Here is a 16,755-nt window from a genome sequence, read left to right as displayed (position 1 = left end):
TATGGGGCATTTGGGGCAGGGGACCCTTCGCAAAGTCGCTCAGGCATCGCTTCTCTTCGTCGCTGGTCCGCAGCCACGACGGCTGAAATGTTCAACGCCATCGTGGGTACCCCGAGAGTCCTCGGACGTGGTAAAAAGCTCTCATGGTGCCAGAGCTAGGGACACTCCAGACGCAACTTGACAATCTCCGCAAGGCTGTAGACGTCGACTACTTCGACCTATCCCTGCGCGAACTCTCGCGGATGGTAGTCGAGGAAGAAATCCGGATTGCGCCGGAGTATCAACGCCAGTTCCGATGGAAGGACGATATTCAGTCAGCACTGATCGAGTCGTTCCTCCTGGGCTTGCCGGTGCCCGCGATCTTCGTCGCCACAAACAGCGATGGCACTTGGGAAGTGGTGGACGGCCTTCAGCGAATCTGCACCATTCTTAGATTTATGGGCCTAGACGCGCCAGAGTCGGAGGAACTTCACTTTGCGGAAAAGCCTCTGAAGCTACGCGAACTGAAGTCACTTACTGAGTTCGAAGGACTTGTCTACGAGGACTTCCCACGGCCGATCAAACTGACGTTCGACAAGCGCTACCTGCGAGTCCAGGTTCTAAGTGACAAATCGAATACAGAAATTCGGTTCGAGCTCTTTAGAAGGCTGAATGCGGGTGCTGTCGAACTGACCGCACAAGAAGTGCGTGCCTGTATCTTTCAGGGAACCTTTAACACGTTGTTGGGTGACCTTGCCGAGTCTGCCGAATTCAGTCGACTCCTCAAGTTGCAATCAATTGATCAGCGCAACGGTACTGCCGCAGAAGTCGCGCTCAAGTTCTTCGCCTACCTCGACGCCGGCGATAGCTTCGATGGCAAGGTGACAACTTTCCTCAATAAGTACATGAAGGCGAATCTTAACCCGTCGGATTTGGAGGAGAAGCGGCAACTCTTCATGAAGGTTATCTCATTCCTGGATGGACTCTTCGGCGGGGAGCCTTTCCTCAGGGAGAACACCAAGGTAACTCCGCTTAACCAGCTTGAAGCGGTCTTGATCGGGTTAGGCAGGATCTACCGCTCTGGCAGAGAGCCGATCACACCCTCCGCTGGCTGGCTTGACGACGAGGTACTTCTTAGCTTCAGCAAGGCTGGGACAAATACGAAGAAGAGTCTCGTTGGCCGAGTTACGCGAGCTGAAGAGATCTTTTCGTCATGACCTACGCAATCGAGACCGTGTTCGGGAAAGCCATCACGCAGCTCGAGAGGGAGCGCAGGCGACTAAGCGCGCTCGATCAAGCTAGGCAGCACCTCGTTCAGGACCTCTTTGATAGCGACGGCGTATCTGCAATGAGCAGGGCGCTCACGTACGTCGTTTGCGGCGGGATTCTCGAGCAACTTATGCGCGACTTGCCTCAGGCGTTGTCTACTGATCTGGTAGCGAAGACAGTATTGAGAAGTCAGCTACCTGCTGGCCTCCTGGCGATCCTTGAAGCATCAGAGTTTAAGCGCTGCGCTACATCTACTACATCGACCCTTTCGGTGCGCGCTAGTTTGATTCGAAGCATCGCAGGTCACGGATCGGACAATCGCCTGGTTAGCGACTTCGCACAGGATCTCATCATTGCCGATGGTACGACCATAACCACGCGGCACTTCAAGGTTCTATGGGACGTGTTGGAGCTTCCCGGAGATTGGCGAAATGACGCAAAGGATCAGTTTCTCGTAAGCGAGATCAGCAGTAAGCGAAACGATGTTGCGCACTGGGAGATGGACCCGGTCGACGTGGGGCGGTCGAAGTCGTACTCGGATCTACTCAGTTCTATCGATGCACTGATCAAACTTGTCGACCACATCCATCTGCATATATGGGACTGGCTCGACCAGGTCGGCGCGGCGAAGGCTAAGGCTCTAACGGGCACTCCGTAGGTCCGTAAGCGCCCTGGGCAGAGCGAGCCAACGACGCACCTCAAACAACCCGCGGGGGGACGTTGCGGGGCGTTTCCGCGACACCGGCTCTCGGCCCTAGGTCCGCCATCGTCCTCGACATGCGGTGTTCTCCTACTCCTCCGACGCCTACCGTCTACGTCATGAATGACATCGCTGCCGCTGTTCCGCTGCTGGTTCTCTGGGACGTTGACGACACGCTGATCTACAACGGCGGAGTGAGCAAGGAGGCGTACGCGCGGGGCTTCGAGCTCCTCACGGGCAAGAGCCCCGTGGAGAAGGTGATCACAGACGGCATGACCGACACGGGCATCATGAGATCGCTCTTCGAACGACACGGCCTAGTCCTCACGCCTGAACTTGCCGCTCGGGCGCACGAGATTATGCCGACTGCCTTGGGTTCACTGGTGCCGCAGCTGCGCGAGCGTGGTCATGCCATGCCAGGGGCTCGCGCTGCGATCGACGCCTTGGGTGAAGAAATAGGCATCACGCAATCGGTGCTGACGGGGAACATCGGGCCTAACGCGTTTACCAAGGTTGCGACGTTTGGCCTGGCTGATGGTCTCGACTTCGAGGTTGGCGGCTACGGTTCGGATCACGAGGTGCGGGCGGAGTTGGTGCCCGCCGCCCGCGCGAAGGCAGCGAGGAAGTACGGCATCGAGTTCACGCCAGCTACAACCGTGCTCATCGGAGACACTCCGCGTGACGTCGAAGCCGGCCGGGTCGGAGGTGCGTACGTGGTTGCCGTTGCGACGGGGAAGTTCGACGCGGGCACCCTGGCCGGGCTTGGGGCTGACGTGGTCCTGCCTGACCTACGCGACACGTCCCGTGTTGTCGAAGCTGTCCTATCGGTCCGCGGACTCCTGGACGCTCGCTGAGGGCGGCGTGGCAGCCTGATGGGGGTAGGCGGTCTTCCAGACGCGCTCGAACGACTCGGCGTACATGTCGAAGAGATCGCCACCCTCGCACCGCCGAAGATGCAGGATCGGAGCCCGGTAGCCGTACACCCCGTAGGCGTGCTGGTTGATCAGCATTTCTTCGTCGTACATGAAGACGGAGTTGTAGAGCGTCGTTCGGTGTAGGCGGAAGTCGATGTTCGGTACGCCGAGCAACGGGCGGTAGTAGGCGATCGCCATGCGTACCCGTCCGACCAGGCCGTCATACAGCTGTTCCTCAGCCCCCCGGAGAGCAATCTCTGGCGTCTCTGGGTCGCCCAGCGCGATACGAATGCGTACCCCTGCCGCTGCCTTCTCACGCAGCAACCGGATGGACTCTGGGTTGTCCTCCGGCAGGAATAGGCTGGCGTACGCCATGAGCACGATCTCTCGCTGCGCGCCGCGGAGAAGGTCCAGCCACATCGACTTCGGCACCAGGTGCCGGTGTGGGTAGAACCCGAGCACCTCGGCTTCCGACGCCGCAGTGCGGCTGTCCTCTAGCGCCGGCCAAAGGTAGGCAGCCTGGCTGCCGAGTAGGCGGGCGGCGGTTAGCGCGGTTGTCCGGTGCGGGACGGTGTCTCGGGTGATCCAGCGTTCGACCGTCTTGGGATCTACGCCAAGCTCGCTGGCGAACTTCTGGGTGGTGAGCCCGGCAGTCTGCATGACGCTGCGTAGACGCTCATTCGCCATTGGACACGGCCACCCTCCTGAGGGGCATTCGGGGACATGAACATGATCCGTCAAATGCACCGGGATGGGAAACCCGCGCGGTGGGAACGCCCGCGATGTCTAGCGTTTGATCGATACATGACGGACTACATGAGTACTGGGACACCCCATCAGACTGAACGCTTCGGTCCCGGGGGTGCCGGCGGGATTCCCTCCTCACGGGCGAGCTTGCGTAGATAGGCACCAGTGAACGGGGAGAGCCGTTCAACCTCGGCTGGCCCCACCCCTGCACGTAAGGCCGCGAGCGCGGCAGCAATGGCACCCCGGCGGGCCTCCTCGTGGTCCGCTTCGGTCTTGCGGTAGCGCCTCGTAGCTGCGGCAAGTTCAGTTCGCACATCAGTCACCGCATCAGGGTAGCGGTACCCACTTGCGCAACCCTCCTGCGTTTCGCTACCGTGTTGCGCAACAGGGAATCGCAACAAGGATTCTCTTGGGCGCACCTGACGCCCATGGCCTGGCAGGCCAGGGAAGGCGGCTAACGCCGCGCGCCCACCTGCTGGTAACCGCTTGTTCGTTGGCGAATTTCATAGCGACAGGTAAAGGCGCTGGCTACTAGCCGCTCCGGCCAACACCCTGCCTTGAGCCACACGGTGGCCGATCCCGGTAAATCCCGGGGGAGCAGGGCGAACGAGCGGATAGCGAGCGCTGATTGCACAGACCATCGGCCGCTTGTCGGCCGAGTGTTCGCCCCGGGCGCGGTCCACGTGGCCGCGCCCGGTTGGCACTTGCTACTGACCACATCTGACCTGGAAGAGGTGGACGTGATGACCCTCGCCGCGTCTGTTCGTGTCTCGATCCGTTCGTCGGCCGCGTGGCGTGAGTGCCAGTGCGGTCGCCTGGTGACGCAGCCCTCCGATGACGGTCGCTGCAACGACTGCCGCAAGCCCCGGTCCCGCCGGGCTCGCCTGCGCTGACGGCTTCCGTGCGGCCACGGGCACTCGCCCGGCCCGCGCGGTGGCCGCCAACGAGGCGACCGGAAGGGACAGACGACATGACCGTGATGGCCGCGCCGCTGGCCGATGAGGCATCCGCCGAGCTGGACCGGTGGACCGCGAGCTTCACCCCCGACTACACCCCGGCCGAGCTGGCTTACGCGCTGCGGATGACGCTGCGGGTCCTGGCCGGCACGGGCCGCCGCCCGGAGCTGGCCGCCGCGATGCTGGCCGAACTGGACCGCAGGCACCCGCCCGCGTGGATCACCGTGACCCGCCCGGACGTGGTGTGGCACCTGGTCAACCGCCACGGCCAGCCCGTGGAAGCGGGCATCTACACCGCCGCCGATGGCGATTCCTTCAAGATCACCCGGGCGCCGGACATGGTGTTCGACAGCAACGACATGCCCGCCCGCGTGCGGCTGCGCTGGCTGCTGCCCGGCAACGACAAGGTCGCGCCGGATTACCGCTACCTCGAAGAGATGGTGCACGGCTGGCGCTGGGTGCCCGAGCACCTTCACCGGCACTGAGCTGCCGACAACCGCGGGCCGCGATACGGCCCGCACAGCAAGACGGCCACGGCGGGGGCGCAACCCCGCCGTGGCCTGTTGCACCCCATCCCACCTGGTCAGAGAGGAATCACGATGCCTACCCAGGCTATCGCTTCGGCCCCGGCCGACGAACCGGCACACGCCCGGTTGACCATCGCCCACCCCCTGGCCGCCGTCGCGGCCCGCAACTGCGCCGACCACACCCACGACCTGGCCGACCTGGCCGACCTGGTCGGCGGGGTCGCCTGCGGCTGGTCCTGGAGCAAGGCCCTGCACGACGACTTCATGTTCGCCCTGGAATGCGGCCTGCCCCTCGACCTGGAGGCGGACCCGTCCTACGTCGATGAGGTCGCGGTGCGGCGCGCGGTGCGCGGTGAGGACCTGGAGCTGACGGAGCTGGAGCGCGCCGAGGTGCGCCGCCGCCTGGCCGCGATCCGCGCCCGCCGCAACCGGCCCTACCGGTTCGTGTGCTCCCGCGCCGCCGCTGCCAGGCGGGAGGCGGCGCGGTGAACGGTCAGCTCGACCTGTTCACCGGCGCGGCCACCGACCGGCCCGCCGCGCCGCCGGTGGTGCGGCGGGCGGTCAAAGCGCCGCTGGAGCGCGGGCAGGTCCGCTACGCCTCGTTCGGCGGGCAGCGTGACTGTGACGACTGCTGGCAGGCACAGGCCGCCGCGAACGCGGCCGGCACGCGCGTGCCGCTGCGACGGCGGGCCAGCAGCAGCCGCGAGACGACCGCGGGCAAGGCGTACCTGTGCGAGCCGCACAAGCTTGACCGCCAGGCCTCCGACAAGGAGGTGCAGGTCTGATGCCCCGCACCCGTGTTGGCCGTGCCATCGGTGACATCGCCCGCCGCGCCGCCCGCGGTGAGCTGAGCGCCGCCCAGGCCGCCGCGCTGATCGCGCGGCTACGCGCCGGGCAGCGACACGCGCTCTACCGCGCCGCCCTCGATTCCCTGGCCGCGCCGGGCGAGCCGGTGCAGGTGCGGCTGATCGGCCCCACCGCTGACGTGGCCAACCTGCTGACCATCCTCGACGACGCCACGACCCTGACCGGCGTCTCCGACCCCTACCCGACATCCCGGCCCGGCGTGGTGCGCGTGTACGCGACCGCCGAGCGCCGACACCCACTCTCTGGAGGCACGAAATGACCGCACCCACCAGCGTCTATCCGCCCGCCGTCGCCGCCATGGTCGACGACTTCACCGCGTGGGCTGCCGAGCTGGGCACCGCCCCGTCGCGTAACGCCACGATGAAGCGGTTCCGCATCGGTGACGAGAAGGCTAAAGCGCTCCTGGCCACCCTCGCCGCGCCCGCGCCGGACGAGCGCCTGACCACCGGCCCGGCCCCGCAGCAGCAGCCCGAGCCGACCGGCCCGGACCTGGAGCCGGAGATCACCCCGGAGCCGATCACGGTCGAGCCGTCGCCGCTGACGGCGGTTGACGTGGCACCGGAGCCGAAGATCACCGCCGCGCCGGTCGAGCGGCCCGCCGCCGCCCCGATCCCCGTCGCGGCACCGCCGCTGACCGTCACCGCATCAGCCCCGGTGCCCGCGGTCTTGCCCGCGGCCCGCCGCAAGCCTCAGATCCGGACCTGGCCGATCCTGGTCGTGGGTCTGGGCGCGTTCATCGCGATCTGGGCCGGGTGGGTCGAGCTGGGACGGCTGACCGGGTTCGGTGTCGTTCACCCGCTGCCGGGCATCTGGGACAGCTTCAAGATTGACACCGCGATCACGCTGCCGCTGGGCATGGACGCCTACGCCGCGTTCGCGCTCAAGGTGTGGTTCACCCCCGGCATCTCGGCCCGCGCCCGCAAGTTCGCCCGCTGGTCGACGATCGTGTCCCTGCTGGTCGGCATGTGCGGGCAGGTCGCCTACCACCTCATGGAGGCGCAGGCCATCACCACCGCGCCGTGGCAGATCACCACCGCCGTGTCCTGCCTGCCGGTCATCGTGCTCGGGCTGGCCTCCGGCCTGGTGCACCTGGTCCGCGCCGACGACGAGCAGGCCGAGCAGTGAACCGGCCGATCATCGAACCGGGCAGCGACATGTACACCCAGCTCTTCCAGGTAGTGGACTGGATCAGCTACGAGCTGGCCGACGAGCACACCGACCGGCAACTGCTGGTGGAGGCGGTACAGGAGCACCTGGCCGACATGGCCCGCCGCTGGGACCGCAACCAGCGCGCCCGCCGCTCCATGACCGCCATCGCGACCGGCCCCGGCGCGGTCGTCATCCAGGCCGGCGGAGACATCCGCGGCACCTTCCGCGACTGACCGCCACCGTGCGGGCCGGGCTCATCACCCCGGCCCGTCGCGGTGGCCGCCAGAACGGCGACCAGCTCACACGGGACACGGCCCGGCTTCTCAAGGGACAGGCCGTGTCCCGCTACCCCTCACAGAAGGAGCGCACCCAGTATGACCAGCACAACCGCCCCTGCCATCGGGGGTTCGGCGTGAGCGAGCAGCAGCCGTGCGGGCAGTGCCCGATGCTGCACGCCGAAATCGTCCGCCAGCGTGCCCTGATCGACCAGCTTCAGCAGATGTGCACGTGGCTGTCCACCCGTCTCGCCGAGCTGCGCGGCGCGGTCGCCGCCGCTGAGGCGCTGATGCGTGAGCAGGCTGAGCGGCCCACGATGCCGCGCGGCCGGCTGCTGACCCAGTTGCACGAACGCCTGATCACCGCCCTGTTCGACGCCGACCGGAGGTAGACCGATGGCACTGACCCCTGTCGTTTTCAGCGACGACGACGAGCCCACCCGCGTCACGGCGCCCGCCCCGGGCGGCCCGGTCGACGCCGAGTCGTACACCGTGTACCGGCCCGACCAGGGCGTTCCTGTTGACGCGCCGGACACTGCGGTCACGCTGACGTGGTCGGACGTGTCCAGCGGCGACGCGCGCCGGCGGGTGCCGCTGGTGCCCGCGTGGCTGCTGTCGGCGCACACCCGGCGCGCGACGCTGCGCGCCCTGGCTGACAACGTCGGCTACTTCGCCGCGTTCCACGCCCTGCGCGGCCCGAAGTACGCCATCAAAACGGCGCTGTACGCCCCTCGCGGCGCGGCCCGCATCGTCGGGCGTGCCCTCTGGTGGGCCAGCGCGGAAGAGGGCAACTGGTCGCTTCGCCAGCACGCCGCGACCAGCAACGACGCCTACACCTGGCAGTCGCTCAACCGCACCCGGTCCAAGGAGTCCAAGCCCCGATGGATGCTGGTCGGCGCTGCGGCGCTGGCCGCGTGCGGCGGGGGTTCGGCCCTGGCGGTGTCGGACGCGGTCCCGCCGATCGGCTGGTACGCCGCCCTCACTGGCGCGGTGCTGCTGGCGGCGCGGGTCGGCCGGCCGGCGGACAAGCCGATCACCGACCGCGTCAGCACGTCGCCGCGGTTCACTCGCCTAACCGCTGACCAGGTGCGGGCGGCGCTGGTGTCGCTGCGTCTGCCCGGCCTCACGGAGGGCTCGCAGGTCGAGTTCGTTCACCCGGGCATCCATCGCGACGGGCCGGGTTGGCTGGCGCGGGTGAACTTGCCCGCCGGTATGGAGGCCGTGCGCGTCCTGGACCGGCGCGGCAACCTGTCGTCCGCGCTGCGGCTGCCGGTCGACCAGGTGTGGCCGGGCGCTGGCCCCGACCATGCTGGGCAGCTCGACCTGTGGGTGGGTTACCAGCCCGCGTCGAAGATGGGCACCCCGCGGTGGGCGCTGATCGCGTCGAACGCGCAGACCAGCGTGTTCAAGGAGGAGGAGTTCGGCTCTGACGAGCGTCAGCGGCCGGTCAAGACCAGCCTGTTCGCCCGGTCGTTCCTGATCGGTGGGCAGCCCGGTTCGGGCAAGTCGTACGCGGCGCGGGCGCTGGCGCTGATGGCGGCGCTCGATCCGACGGTGGAGTTCAAGATTGCCGAGTTCAAGGGCACTGGCGACTTCATCGACTTCGAGCCGCTGTGCTCGACGTACGTGGTCGGTGTCGATGAGGAGGCGATCCGGCAGGGCGGGGCGATCCTGGCGTGGGCGCTGGGCGAGGCCGAGCGGCGCGGTAAGCGCATCCTGGCCGCCAAGCAGGCCGGACACGCCCCGGAGGGCAAGGTCACGCCCGAGCTGGCGCGCAAGCGCGGGTCCGGGCTGCACCCGGTCGTCATCGTCATCGACGAGGCGCACGAGCTGTTCGCCGCCGACAAGGACGCCGCTGACGCGGCAGAGCGGCTGATCAAGCGGGCGCGGGCGCTGAACATGGTCGTCATCCTGGCGACCCAGATCCCGGACAAGACCAGCCTCCCGCCCAACATCACGCGGTGTGTCACCAACCGGTGGTGCCTGTCGGTGGCTGGTCAGGTCGAGAACGACATGATCCTGGGGACCGGGGCGTACAAGCGCGGGATCACCGGCACCGTGTACCGGCCTGTGGTCGACGCGGGCTGGGGCGTCATGACCGGCGGCCCGACCCCGACCGCCGTGCGGTCGCAGTACCCGACACCCGACCAGGCCGCCGCGATCCTCGCCCGGGCGCTGCTGCTGCGCGGCGGCAACCGGCAGGCCACCGCCGCGCAGGCACCCGCCCGTGACCTGCTGGCAGACCTGGTCGACGTGGCCGCCGGCAACGGCCAGCATTGGACCGCCGCCGCACCGGCGCTGGTCGAGCGCTGGCCCGAGGCGTACCCCGGGCTGACCCCCGACGCCCTGTCGGAGATCGCCCGGTCTTTGGGCGTCGCGTCGGTGGACGTGAAGGTCGGCGGGAAGGTCCTCAAGGGCTACCGCCGGACCGACATCGGCAAGATCCTCGCCGCGCGAACCGGCCCGGACGGGCGGTAGCGCGACAGGTAGCGGCACACGACCGGGTAGCGCTGGCGCTACCCGGTCCGCTACCTCCCATCCGACCCACTACCTGCGACGACGCGACCAGGTAGCGGGTAGCGCCCTGCCCGAAACCAGCCCCGAATCGGCCTGGGGAGGCCCCTCGTGACACCGGAACTGATCGCTACCTTGATCCTCGCCGCCGTGGCAGTCGTCTATGTCTTGCTTTGTTGGGCGCTGCCGTTCGGTCGCTGCCGCTGGTGCTCGGGAACGGGCACCGCCAAGACCCTGATCATGCGCAGGCTTCGTTCCTGCCGGATGTGCGGCGGCTCCCGCAAGCGCCTGCGCATCGGACGCCGGATCTACAACGCCGTCCACAACGCCAACACCGACGCGGCCCGCGCTGCCCGCGCCAAGAACGGCGGCGCGTCATGACCCGCGCACTGACCACCGGGCAGCGCACGATCCGCCCGGACAGTGAGAGGCGCTGCCCGGGATGGTGCGCCCGCGCTCACCACTGCACCGCCCGCCGCCTGCCCGGCGGAGAGCACGCCTCCATCCCGGAGGTGTGGGTCACCGACGTGGGCCGGTTCGTCGCCACCCGCTACCGCGACCAGGCCGGACACGACCGCGTAGAGCTGCGCGTCGTGCTCGCCCTGGCCGACGACGAGGACATTGCCCAGGCCCAAGCCCGCCACCTGCTGGCCGTGACCCGCGTAGTCGTCGACCGCGTATTCGGCCCGAAGGAGCAGCCGTGAGAGCACGATTCCTGCTCGGCTCGCACCAGCCCGGATGGCTGGGCAAGGCCGGTGTGCCGCTGTTCATCTGCGACCGCCGGTTGCGCGTCTACAAGACCCTGCCCCGCGCAGCTGCGCCGTGGGCCGTCGACAGCGGCGGGTTCACCGAGTTGCAGAAGTACGGCCGGTGGACGGTCGGCCCGGCCGAGTACGTCGCGCGGCTGCGCCGCTACCGCGACGAGATCGGCCACCTGCAGTGGGCCGCGCCGCAGGACTGGATGTGCGAACCGATCGTCATCAACGGCGGTGTGGCCGCCGGACAGCGGTTCGCCGGCACGCACCTGACGGTCGCTGAGCACCAGCGCCGCACGGTGCTCAACTACGCCGAGCTGACCACCCTGGCCCCTGACCTGCCCATCATCCCCGTAGTCCAGGGCAACACCACCGACGCGTATCTGCGCTGTGTGGACCTCTACCAGTCGCTGATCGGCGTGGACCTGACCACGATGCCGCTGGTTGGGCTCGGGTCGGTCTGTCGCCGCCAGGCCACCGGCGAGGCAGGGCAGATCATCGCCGCCCTGCACGCCCGGGGCGTGCGCCACCTGCACGGGTTCGGGTTCAAGACGCTCGGGCTGATGGCGCACGGCGACAAGCTCGCCTCTGCTGACTCCCTGGCCTGGTCGTTCGATGCCCGGAAGCGCAACAAGACGCTGCCCGGTCACGGGGCGCGCCACAAGAACTGTGCCAACTGCCTGCCGTTCGCGCTCCAGTGGCGCACCGGCGTGCTCGCAGCTGCGAATGGAAGGTGACCTGCAATGACCGAACTGATGCAAGCCGCGCTGACCGCCGCCGAACGCGGGTGGCGCGTGTTCCCCGTGACCCCCGACGACAAGACCCCCGCGGTACGGGCGTGGGAGCAGCGCGCCACGACCGACCCCGACCGTATCCGGCGCTGCTGGTCGGCCGGGCCGTTCAACATCGGTCTGGCGACCGGCCCGTCCGGGCTGGTCGTGGTCGACCTCGACCGGCTCAAGGATGATGAACTGGCCGCGCCGTGGGAGTGCTGCGTTCACGGTGGTGAGGTCCTGGCCGAGCTGGAGCGCCGCGCCGGTATCGCGCCGGTCCGCACGTACACCGTGACGACCTGGAGCGGCGGTGCGCACCTGTACTACCGCCACCCCGACCAGGCCGAGCAGATGCGCAACACGGCGAAGAAGCTGGGGCCGCTGATCGACACCCGCGCGCACGGCGGGTACATCCTGGCCGCCGGCAGCGTCGTCAACGGCCGCCCATACCGGGCGGGCGCTGAGCGTCCGGTCGCTGACCTGCCCGAATGGCTGGCCGTGGCGCTGGCCCCGGCGCCCTTGCCGGAGCAGGCCCCGGTGACGGTCACGCTGGGCGCTGACCGGGCGGGCCGGTACGTGTCCGCCGCGATCGACGCGCAACTGGGCCACCTGGCGCAGGCCGCGAAGGGTGGGCGCAACGCCGCGCTGTACGCCTCCGCGGTCGCGCTGGGACAGCTCGCCGCAGGCGGGGCGGTCAAGGCGCAAGACGTAGAAGGCCTGCTAACGCAGGCTGCCTACCAAATCGGCCTGCGGCCGGCAGAGACCGCCCGCACGATCGCCTCCGGCCTGCGCGCCGGAGCGCACCGGCCCCGGACGGTGGCCGCATGACCGCCACCGTTCGGCACCTGTCCGCCATCCCCGCCGACCCAGCGGCGCAGGCGGGCTGGGACGTGCCGGTGCCGGTCGGGACCAACACCGCCGCGCCGCCGCCGTTCCCTCTCGACGTGCTCCCCGGGTGGGCGCGCGACATGGTGGAAGGCGTCGCCGTGTTCACCCAGACCGACACCGCGATGGGCGCGGGGGTGTTCCTGTCCGTGCTGTCGACCTGCGGGGCGCGCCGCCTGGTCGTGGAGGGCAAACCGGGGTGGCGCGAGCCGGTCAATAGCTACGTAGCCACCGTCGCCGCGCCGGGTGAGCGCAAGAGCCCGGTGCATGGGGCGCTGGTCCGGCCGTTGTACCAGGCGCAGCAGCAGATGGCCGACCAGGTTCGGCCGCTGGTGGAGCAGGAGGCGGCTCGGCGCGACATCGCCCAGCGCGCCGCCGAGCAGGCCCGCGCCAGCGCCGCGAAGGCCGACGCTGACAAGCGCGACGCGGCCACAGCGGAAGCCCTGGCCGCGGTGATGGCCGTGGAGGAGATCACCGTGCCGACGCTGCCACGGCTGATCTGCGACGACCACACCCCCGAAGCGCTGGTCAGCATGATGGCCGCCAACGGCGGACGCATGGCCGTGATCAGCGATGAGGGCGGCATCTTCGACACCCTCGCCGGCCGATACTCCGGCACGCCGAACCTGGACCCGTACCTGAAGGGCTACAGCGGCGGGCACCTGTCTACCGACCGGCAGACCAGGGCAGGCGAGACCATCGAGGACCCCGCGCTCACGGTCGGGGTGATGACCCAGCCGTCTGCGCTGCGCAAGTTCGGGTCGAACGCCGAACTGTTCGGCCGCGGGCTGCCCGCCCGGTTCTGGTTCATCCTTCCGCGGAGCCTCGCCGGATACCGCGACCAGGACTCGCCGTCCGTGCCGGTCTCCGTCGCGGCGCGATACGAGTCCACCGTTCGCATCCTGGCCACCACCCTGGCCGAGTGGGACGGACCGCGCGTGCTGACCCTCACCGACGAGGCTGGCCGCGTGCGCGCCGCAGCTGCGGCAACCATCGAGGAGCAGTTGCGTCCTGGCGGCGCGCTGCACGACGTGCGCGAGTGGGCGAACAAACTGTTCGGCGCGATGCTGCGCCTGGCCGGGCTGCTGCACCTGGCCCACCACCCCACCGACGCGTGGGAGCGCCAGATCAGCGGCGAGACCATGGCTCAAGCTGCCCAGGTCACCGCGTGGCTGATCGCCCACTACACCGCCGCCCTCGCCCTGGTCCACGGCGACCCCGCAGGCGAAACCGCACACGACGTGCTCGCCGTCCTGGTCGCCAAAGACATGCGCACCTTCACCCGGCGCGAACTGCACCGCCGCGTACAGCGCAAGCTGCCGCGCGCCGAGCAGGTCATGTCCGTACTGGCCACGCTCGCCCAGCACGGATGGGTCCGCACCACCGCGGAGGGGGACTACGAGCTACACCCCGACACGGCCGACTTCGTCAACGGCGCGACACCGACCGGCCGTTGATCTTCCCTGTCACCGCTGTCACCGCCTGTCACCGGCAGGCGGTGACAGCATTTCAGGCCACTTGACCAGCGCGAACGCTGCCCAGCGAGGGCGATTGTCACCGTGTCACCGCTGTCACCGCCCTCGCCTTCCATATCGACCACCGACCACGCGGGACGCCGCCCGTGGCAGACACGGGCGGCGCACCCACACCTCGGCATCAAGCCAGCGCAGATCTTGGCGCAGAAACGCTTACAGGCCGCTTCTCGCGGCCACAACCCCTGGGGAGGCAGGCACATGGCCCACGCGGTTGCGCGCGACCCGCTGATGAAGTTGGAGGAGGTCCTAGAGGTGCTGGGCGTCAACAAGTCGACCTTCTATGCCTGGAAGGCGACCGGCCGAGCGCCCAGAACGATCAAGTACCCCAACAACAAACTGCGCATTCGTCGCAGCGCCTTGGACAAGTGGCTGGCTGAGCACGAGGAGAACGCGTGACCACATACGACGTGCAGTTTTGGGACATCGAGGAGCGCAAGGGCGCACGCAAGACCAGCTATCGCGTGCGGTGGGTCGCCGGAGGGGTCAAGCATGGCGACTCGTTCACAACCAAGGGCCTTGCTGAGTCGTTCCGCTCGAAGCTGCTCACCGCCGCGCGGGAGGGTGTGCCGTTCGACGCGGCCAGCGGCCTGCCTGAGCCGATGCTGCGGGAGCAGAACTCCCGCACCTGGTATCAGCACGCCTGTGAGTTCGTGGACATGAAGTGGCCGCGGGCGTCAGGCAAGCACCGCAAGGGCATCGCCGAATCCCTGGCGACAGTCACTGAAGCGTTGCTGGTCGGCGACCGGGGCGGGCCATCGCGCGAGCAGGTCCGGGCGGCGCTGTACGGGTGGGCGTTCAAGGCGAACGAGCGCGCGGCGGGGCCGCCGCCGGCCGAGCACGAGGCGGCTGTGCGGTGGCTGGCCGACAACACGGTACGGCTGGCCGCGATGTGTGATCCAGCGCTGATGCGCAAGGCCCTCGACGCGCTGTCGCTCAAGCTGGACGGCACGGCTGCTGCGGCCAGTACCGTCGCCCGCAAGCGCGTGATCTTTTACGGCGCGCTGGCGTACGCGGTCGAGCTGGGGCGACTCCCGGTTCACCCGCTGCACGGGGTGAAGTGGATCGCGCCGCAGAACGATGACGAGGTCGACCGGCGGGTGGTCGCGAACCCTGCCCAGGCCGAACGCCTCCTGTTGGGGGTGCGCGAGGACACGCCCGAACTGGAGGCCTTCTTTGCCGGCATGTACTACTCCGCGCTGCGCCCGGAGGAGTTGTTGCACGTCCAAGACGCCCAGTGCGAACTGCCCAGCGCCAGCGAACCTGAGGCGTGGGGCTGGTGGCACCTGTCCGGCGCGACCGTCGCCGTAGGTGAGGGATGGGGAGACGGTGACGGCGCGCATGAGTCCCGGTCGCTCAAGCACCGGGGCAGGAAAGCCACCCGCAGCGTGCCAATCCCGCCTGCCGAGGTCGCAATCTTGCGGCGGCATCGGGAGCAGTTTCGCCCTGGTCGCGATGGGCGGTTGTTCGTGTCGCGGCGTGGCCCGGGTGGCCGCTACTTCGACACCTGGCCTGGCACGACGATCCCGAATAACAGCTACACCACGGTCTGGTCCCGGGTGCGAGCGCGCGTGCTCATGCCGGTGGAGGCAGCGTCGCCGCTAGCCGGTCGGCCCTATGACCTGCGGCACGCCTGCCTGAGTCTGTGGCTCAACGCGGGGGTCGCGCCGACACAGGTTGCCGAGTGGGCGGGCAACTCGGTACGGGTGTTGCTGAAGGTGTACGCAAAGTGCATCTACGGGCAGACCGATCTGGCGCTGCGGCGCATCGCTGAGGCGCTGGCTGAGGGGATGCGGTCCGCCGCGAAGTAGCCGCCAAAACTCGGGGGCGTATTGGGGGCGGCTGGCGAGATCCGGCCGGTTTCCGCCGGACGTAGCTGGACTGGCACGAAAGAGCCCCTGACCGGGTTCCGCTTGGTCAGGGGCTCTTTTTGCTGTTGGTGGCGGGTAGAGGATTCGAACCTCTGTAGCTTTCGCGACGGATTTACAGTCCGCTCCCATTGGCCGCTCGGGCAACCCGCCTGGTACAGCGTCGCCAGCACCGCAGGCGATGTTGGCTCGATAAGGATAGCGGTATGCCGGCGACGATGTGCAACCGGGTTGGACCATGAGCGCGGCGCGCCGCCGGATCTGCTAAAACGGTACGCATGGCAGCTAACCCGTCGTTCGACATCGTCAGCAAGGTTGATCGGCAGGAGGTGGACAACGCTCTGCACCAGGCCGAGAAGGAGCTGGGCACGCGGTTCGACTTCCGTGACACGGGAGCATCCATCGCCTGGGCCGGCGAGGAGGGCGTGACCGTCCAGGCCAACACCGAGGACCGGGCGAAGGCCGCTCTGGACGTCTTCAAGGAGAAGCTGATCAAGCGCAACATCTCCCTGAAGTCGCTGGACGCCGGCGAGCCGAAGTCCTCCGGCAAGGTCTACAAGATCGATTGCAAGATCATCCAGGGTATCGACCAGGAGAAGGCCAAGGCCATCTCCAAGAAGATCCGCGACGAGGGCCCGAAGGGCGTGCAGGCGCAGATCCAGGGCGACCAGCTCCGGGTGACCGGCAAGAAGAAGGACGATCTGCAGGAGGTCATCGCCCTGCTCAAGGGAGGCGACTTCGACGTCGCCCTCCAGTTCACCAACTATCGGTAGGTCCGGTCGGACCGCCCTCGCCAGGTCGCAGGAAGCACCGTCGACATCACGTTGACGGTGCTTCCTCCCGTTCCGCGCATATTGCCCTCGCCACGAGGCGTCAGCTGGCCAGGCAGCCCCGGGACCTCCCGCTAGGCTGGCAGCACGGCTGGGGCCGTTCCCCTCGGGGGCACACTGGAAAGGGCATCACGTGAAGGTTCTCATCGCGGGAGGCGCGGGATTCATCGGCAGCACGGTGGCCTCGTACCTGCTCGACTCGGGCCACGAGCCGG

At 68.2% G+C, this 16,755-nt stretch carries 20 protein-coding genes and 1 tRNA gene; 19 read left to right on the top strand and 2 right to left on the bottom strand.

Features of this window, described 5'->3' with window-relative positions; all coding sequences use genetic code 11:
- Nucleotides 1-143: 143 nt before the first annotated feature.
- The 3 genes from HAV39_RS38400 to HAV39_RS38390 all read left to right on the top strand — a co-directional run bounded on the left by HAV39_RS38400 (nt 144) and on the right by HAV39_RS38390 (nt 2,802).
- A complete protein-coding gene (locus HAV39_RS38400) occupies nt 144-1,196 on the top strand; it encodes a DUF262 domain-containing protein (protein ID WP_191844056.1) in 1,053 nt (350 codons plus the stop codon).
- The gene (locus HAV39_RS38395; protein ID WP_191844055.1) at nt 1,193-1,906 is read left to right on the top strand and encodes a hypothetical protein; all 714 of its coding nucleotides are present in this window, start codon (nt 1,193-1,195) and stop codon (nt 1,904-1,906) included. The genes HAV39_RS38400 and HAV39_RS38395 overlap by 4 nt, the downstream gene beginning before the upstream one ends.
- A gap of 161 nt (nt 1,907-2,067) precedes the next feature.
- Entirely contained in the window at nt 2,068-2,802 is a 735-nt protein-coding gene (locus HAV39_RS38390) for an HAD family hydrolase (RefSeq protein ID WP_239120607.1), read from the top strand.
- Here HAV39_RS38390 and HAV39_RS38385 read toward each other — a convergent pair.
- Nucleotides 2,770-3,549, bottom strand: coding sequence for a helix-turn-helix domain-containing protein (locus tag HAV39_RS38385; protein WP_191844054.1), 780 nt, complete (start codon nt 3,547-3,549; stop codon nt 2,770-2,772). The two genes, HAV39_RS38390 and HAV39_RS38385, sit on opposite strands and share 33 nt — an antisense overlap.
- A gap of 1,030 nt (nt 3,550-4,579) precedes the next feature.
- On the opposite strand from HAV39_RS38385, the gene HAV39_RS38380 reads away from it, so the two are divergent.
- The 15 genes from HAV39_RS38380 to HAV39_RS38310 all read left to right on the top strand — a co-directional run bounded on the left by HAV39_RS38380 (nt 4,580) and on the right by HAV39_RS38310 (nt 15,653).
- Nucleotides 4,580-5,050, top strand: coding sequence for a hypothetical protein (locus HAV39_RS38380; protein ID WP_191844053.1), 471 nt, complete (start codon nt 4,580-4,582; stop codon nt 5,048-5,050).
- 114 nt (nt 5,051-5,164) lie between these two features.
- The gene (locus tag HAV39_RS38375; protein ID WP_191844052.1) at nt 5,165-5,581 is read left to right on the top strand and encodes a hypothetical protein; all 417 of its coding nucleotides are present in this window, start codon (nt 5,165-5,167) and stop codon (nt 5,579-5,581) included.
- Complete coding sequence (locus tag HAV39_RS38370; protein WP_191844051.1) at nt 5,578-5,877, top strand: hypothetical protein; 300 nt, start codon at nt 5,578-5,580, stop codon at nt 5,875-5,877. Before HAV39_RS38375 ends, HAV39_RS38370 begins: the two co-directional genes overlap by 4 nt.
- Complete coding sequence (locus HAV39_RS38365) at nt 5,877-6,218, top strand: hypothetical protein (RefSeq protein ID WP_191844050.1); 342 nt, start codon at nt 5,877-5,879, stop codon at nt 6,216-6,218. Before HAV39_RS38370 ends, HAV39_RS38365 begins: the two co-directional genes overlap by 1 nt.
- Complete coding sequence (locus HAV39_RS38360) at nt 6,215-7,084, top strand: ABC transporter permease (RefSeq protein ID WP_191844049.1); 870 nt, start codon at nt 6,215-6,217, stop codon at nt 7,082-7,084. Before HAV39_RS38365 ends, HAV39_RS38360 begins: the two co-directional genes overlap by 4 nt.
- Nucleotides 7,081-7,341 (top strand): hypothetical protein, encoded by a 261-nt coding sequence (locus HAV39_RS38355; protein WP_191844048.1) that lies wholly within the window; start codon nt 7,081-7,083, stop codon nt 7,339-7,341. Before HAV39_RS38360 ends, HAV39_RS38355 begins: the two co-directional genes overlap by 4 nt.
- A gap of 179 nt (nt 7,342-7,520) precedes the next feature.
- Nucleotides 7,521-7,775, top strand: a complete 255-nt coding sequence (locus tag HAV39_RS38350) for a hypothetical protein (protein ID WP_191844047.1) — start codon at nt 7,521-7,523, stop codon at nt 7,773-7,775.
- 4 nt (nt 7,776-7,779) lie between these two features.
- Nucleotides 7,780-9,861 (top strand): AAA family ATPase, encoded by a 2,082-nt coding sequence (locus tag HAV39_RS38345; RefSeq protein ID WP_191844046.1) that lies wholly within the window; start codon nt 7,780-7,782, stop codon nt 9,859-9,861.
- A gap of 147 nt (nt 9,862-10,008) precedes the next feature.
- Nucleotides 10,009-10,278: a hypothetical protein gene (locus tag HAV39_RS38340; protein WP_191844045.1), complete on the top strand. Its 270-nt coding sequence runs from the start codon at nt 10,009-10,011 to the stop codon at nt 10,276-10,278.
- Entirely contained in the window at nt 10,275-10,601 is a 327-nt protein-coding gene (locus tag HAV39_RS38335; protein WP_191844044.1) for a TRAP transporter TatT component family protein, read from the top strand. The genes HAV39_RS38340 and HAV39_RS38335 overlap by 4 nt, the downstream gene beginning before the upstream one ends.
- The gene (locus tag HAV39_RS38330; protein WP_191844043.1) at nt 10,598-11,389 is read left to right on the top strand and encodes a deazapurine DNA modification protein DpdA family protein; all 792 of its coding nucleotides are present in this window, start codon (nt 10,598-10,600) and stop codon (nt 11,387-11,389) included. Before HAV39_RS38335 ends, HAV39_RS38330 begins: the two co-directional genes overlap by 4 nt.
- A 6-nt stretch (nt 11,390-11,395) precedes the next feature.
- On the top strand, nt 11,396-12,253 hold the full coding sequence (locus HAV39_RS38325) for a bifunctional DNA primase/polymerase (RefSeq protein ID WP_191844042.1): 858 nt from the start codon (nt 11,396-11,398) through the stop codon (nt 12,251-12,253).
- A complete protein-coding gene (locus HAV39_RS38320; protein ID WP_191844041.1) occupies nt 12,250-13,767 on the top strand; it encodes a YfjI family protein in 1,518 nt (505 codons plus the stop codon). The genes HAV39_RS38325 and HAV39_RS38320 overlap by 4 nt, the downstream gene beginning before the upstream one ends.
- 276 nt (nt 13,768-14,043) lie before the next feature.
- Nucleotides 14,044-14,241 carry a helix-turn-helix transcriptional regulator gene (locus HAV39_RS38315; protein WP_191844040.1) on the top strand — a complete coding sequence of 66 codons (198 nt, stop codon included), beginning with the start codon at nt 14,044-14,046 and terminating at the stop codon, nt 14,239-14,241.
- Complete coding sequence (locus HAV39_RS38310; RefSeq protein ID WP_191844039.1) at nt 14,238-15,653, top strand: site-specific integrase; 1,416 nt, start codon at nt 14,238-14,240, stop codon at nt 15,651-15,653. The genes HAV39_RS38315 and HAV39_RS38310 overlap by 4 nt, the downstream gene beginning before the upstream one ends.
- A gap of 126 nt (nt 15,654-15,779) precedes the next feature.
- Here HAV39_RS38310 and HAV39_RS38305 read toward each other — a convergent pair.
- A tRNA-Tyr gene (locus tag HAV39_RS38305) sits at nt 15,780-15,863 on the bottom strand.
- Between the two features lie 125 nt (nt 15,864-15,988).
- Between HAV39_RS38305 and HAV39_RS38300 the strand changes: the two genes are divergently transcribed.
- Nucleotides 15,989-16,483 carry a YajQ family cyclic di-GMP-binding protein gene (locus tag HAV39_RS38300; RefSeq protein ID WP_120317196.1) on the top strand — a complete coding sequence of 165 codons (495 nt, stop codon included), beginning with the start codon at nt 15,989-15,991 and terminating at the stop codon, nt 16,481-16,483.
- The last annotated feature ends 272 nt before the right edge of the window (nt 16,484-16,755 follow it).

The sequence above is a fragment of the Catellatospora chokoriensis genome (assembly GCF_011297315.1).
Classification (GTDB): domain Bacteria; phylum Actinomycetota; class Actinomycetes; order Mycobacteriales; family Micromonosporaceae; genus Catellatospora; species Catellatospora citrea.
The sequence above is the reverse complement of the archived record's forward strand: the minus strand, read 5'-3'. Positions and strand labels throughout refer to the sequence as shown.

Bases quoted from the DNA above. Each gene is read 5' to 3' on its own strand.
- HAV39_RS38390 (WP_239120607.1), top strand. From the start codon at position 2,068: ATGAATGACATCGCTGCCGCTGTTCCGCTGCTGGTTCTCTGGGACGTT.
- HAV39_RS38365 (WP_191844050.1), top strand. From the start codon at position 5,877: ATGCCCCGCACCCGTGTTGGCCGTGCCATCGGTGACATCGCCCGCCGC.
- HAV39_RS38395 (WP_191844055.1), top strand. From the start codon at position 1,193: ATGACCTACGCAATCGAGACCGTGTTCGGGAAAGCCATCACGCAGCTC.
- HAV39_RS38315 (WP_191844040.1), top strand. From the start codon at position 14,044: ATGGCCCACGCGGTTGCGCGCGACCCGCTGATGAAGTTGGAGGAGGTC.
- HAV39_RS38345 (WP_191844046.1), top strand. From the start codon at position 7,780: ATGGCACTGACCCCTGTCGTTTTCAGCGACGACGACGAGCCCACCCGC.
- HAV39_RS38380 (WP_191844053.1), top strand. From the start codon at position 4,580: ATGACCGTGATGGCCGCGCCGCTGGCCGATGAGGCATCCGCCGAGCTG.
- HAV39_RS38300 (WP_120317196.1), top strand. From the start codon at position 15,989: ATGGCAGCTAACCCGTCGTTCGACATCGTCAGCAAGGTTGATCGGCAG.
- HAV39_RS38400 (WP_191844056.1), top strand. From the start codon at position 144: ATGGTGCCAGAGCTAGGGACACTCCAGACGCAACTTGACAATCTCCGC.
- HAV39_RS38385 (WP_191844054.1), bottom strand. From the start codon at position 3,549: ATGGCGAATGAGCGTCTACGCAGCGTCATGCAGACTGCCGGGCTCACC.
- HAV39_RS38325 (WP_191844042.1), top strand. From the start codon at position 11,396: ATGACCGAACTGATGCAAGCCGCGCTGACCGCCGCCGAACGCGGGTGG.
- HAV39_RS38320 (WP_191844041.1), top strand. From the start codon at position 12,250: ATGACCGCCACCGTTCGGCACCTGTCCGCCATCCCCGCCGACCCAGCG.
- HAV39_RS38375 (WP_191844052.1), top strand. From the start codon at position 5,165: ATGCCTACCCAGGCTATCGCTTCGGCCCCGGCCGACGAACCGGCACAC.
- HAV39_RS38360 (WP_191844049.1), top strand. From the start codon at position 6,215: ATGACCGCACCCACCAGCGTCTATCCGCCCGCCGTCGCCGCCATGGTC.
- HAV39_RS38335 (WP_191844044.1), top strand. From the start codon at position 10,275: ATGACCCGCGCACTGACCACCGGGCAGCGCACGATCCGCCCGGACAGT.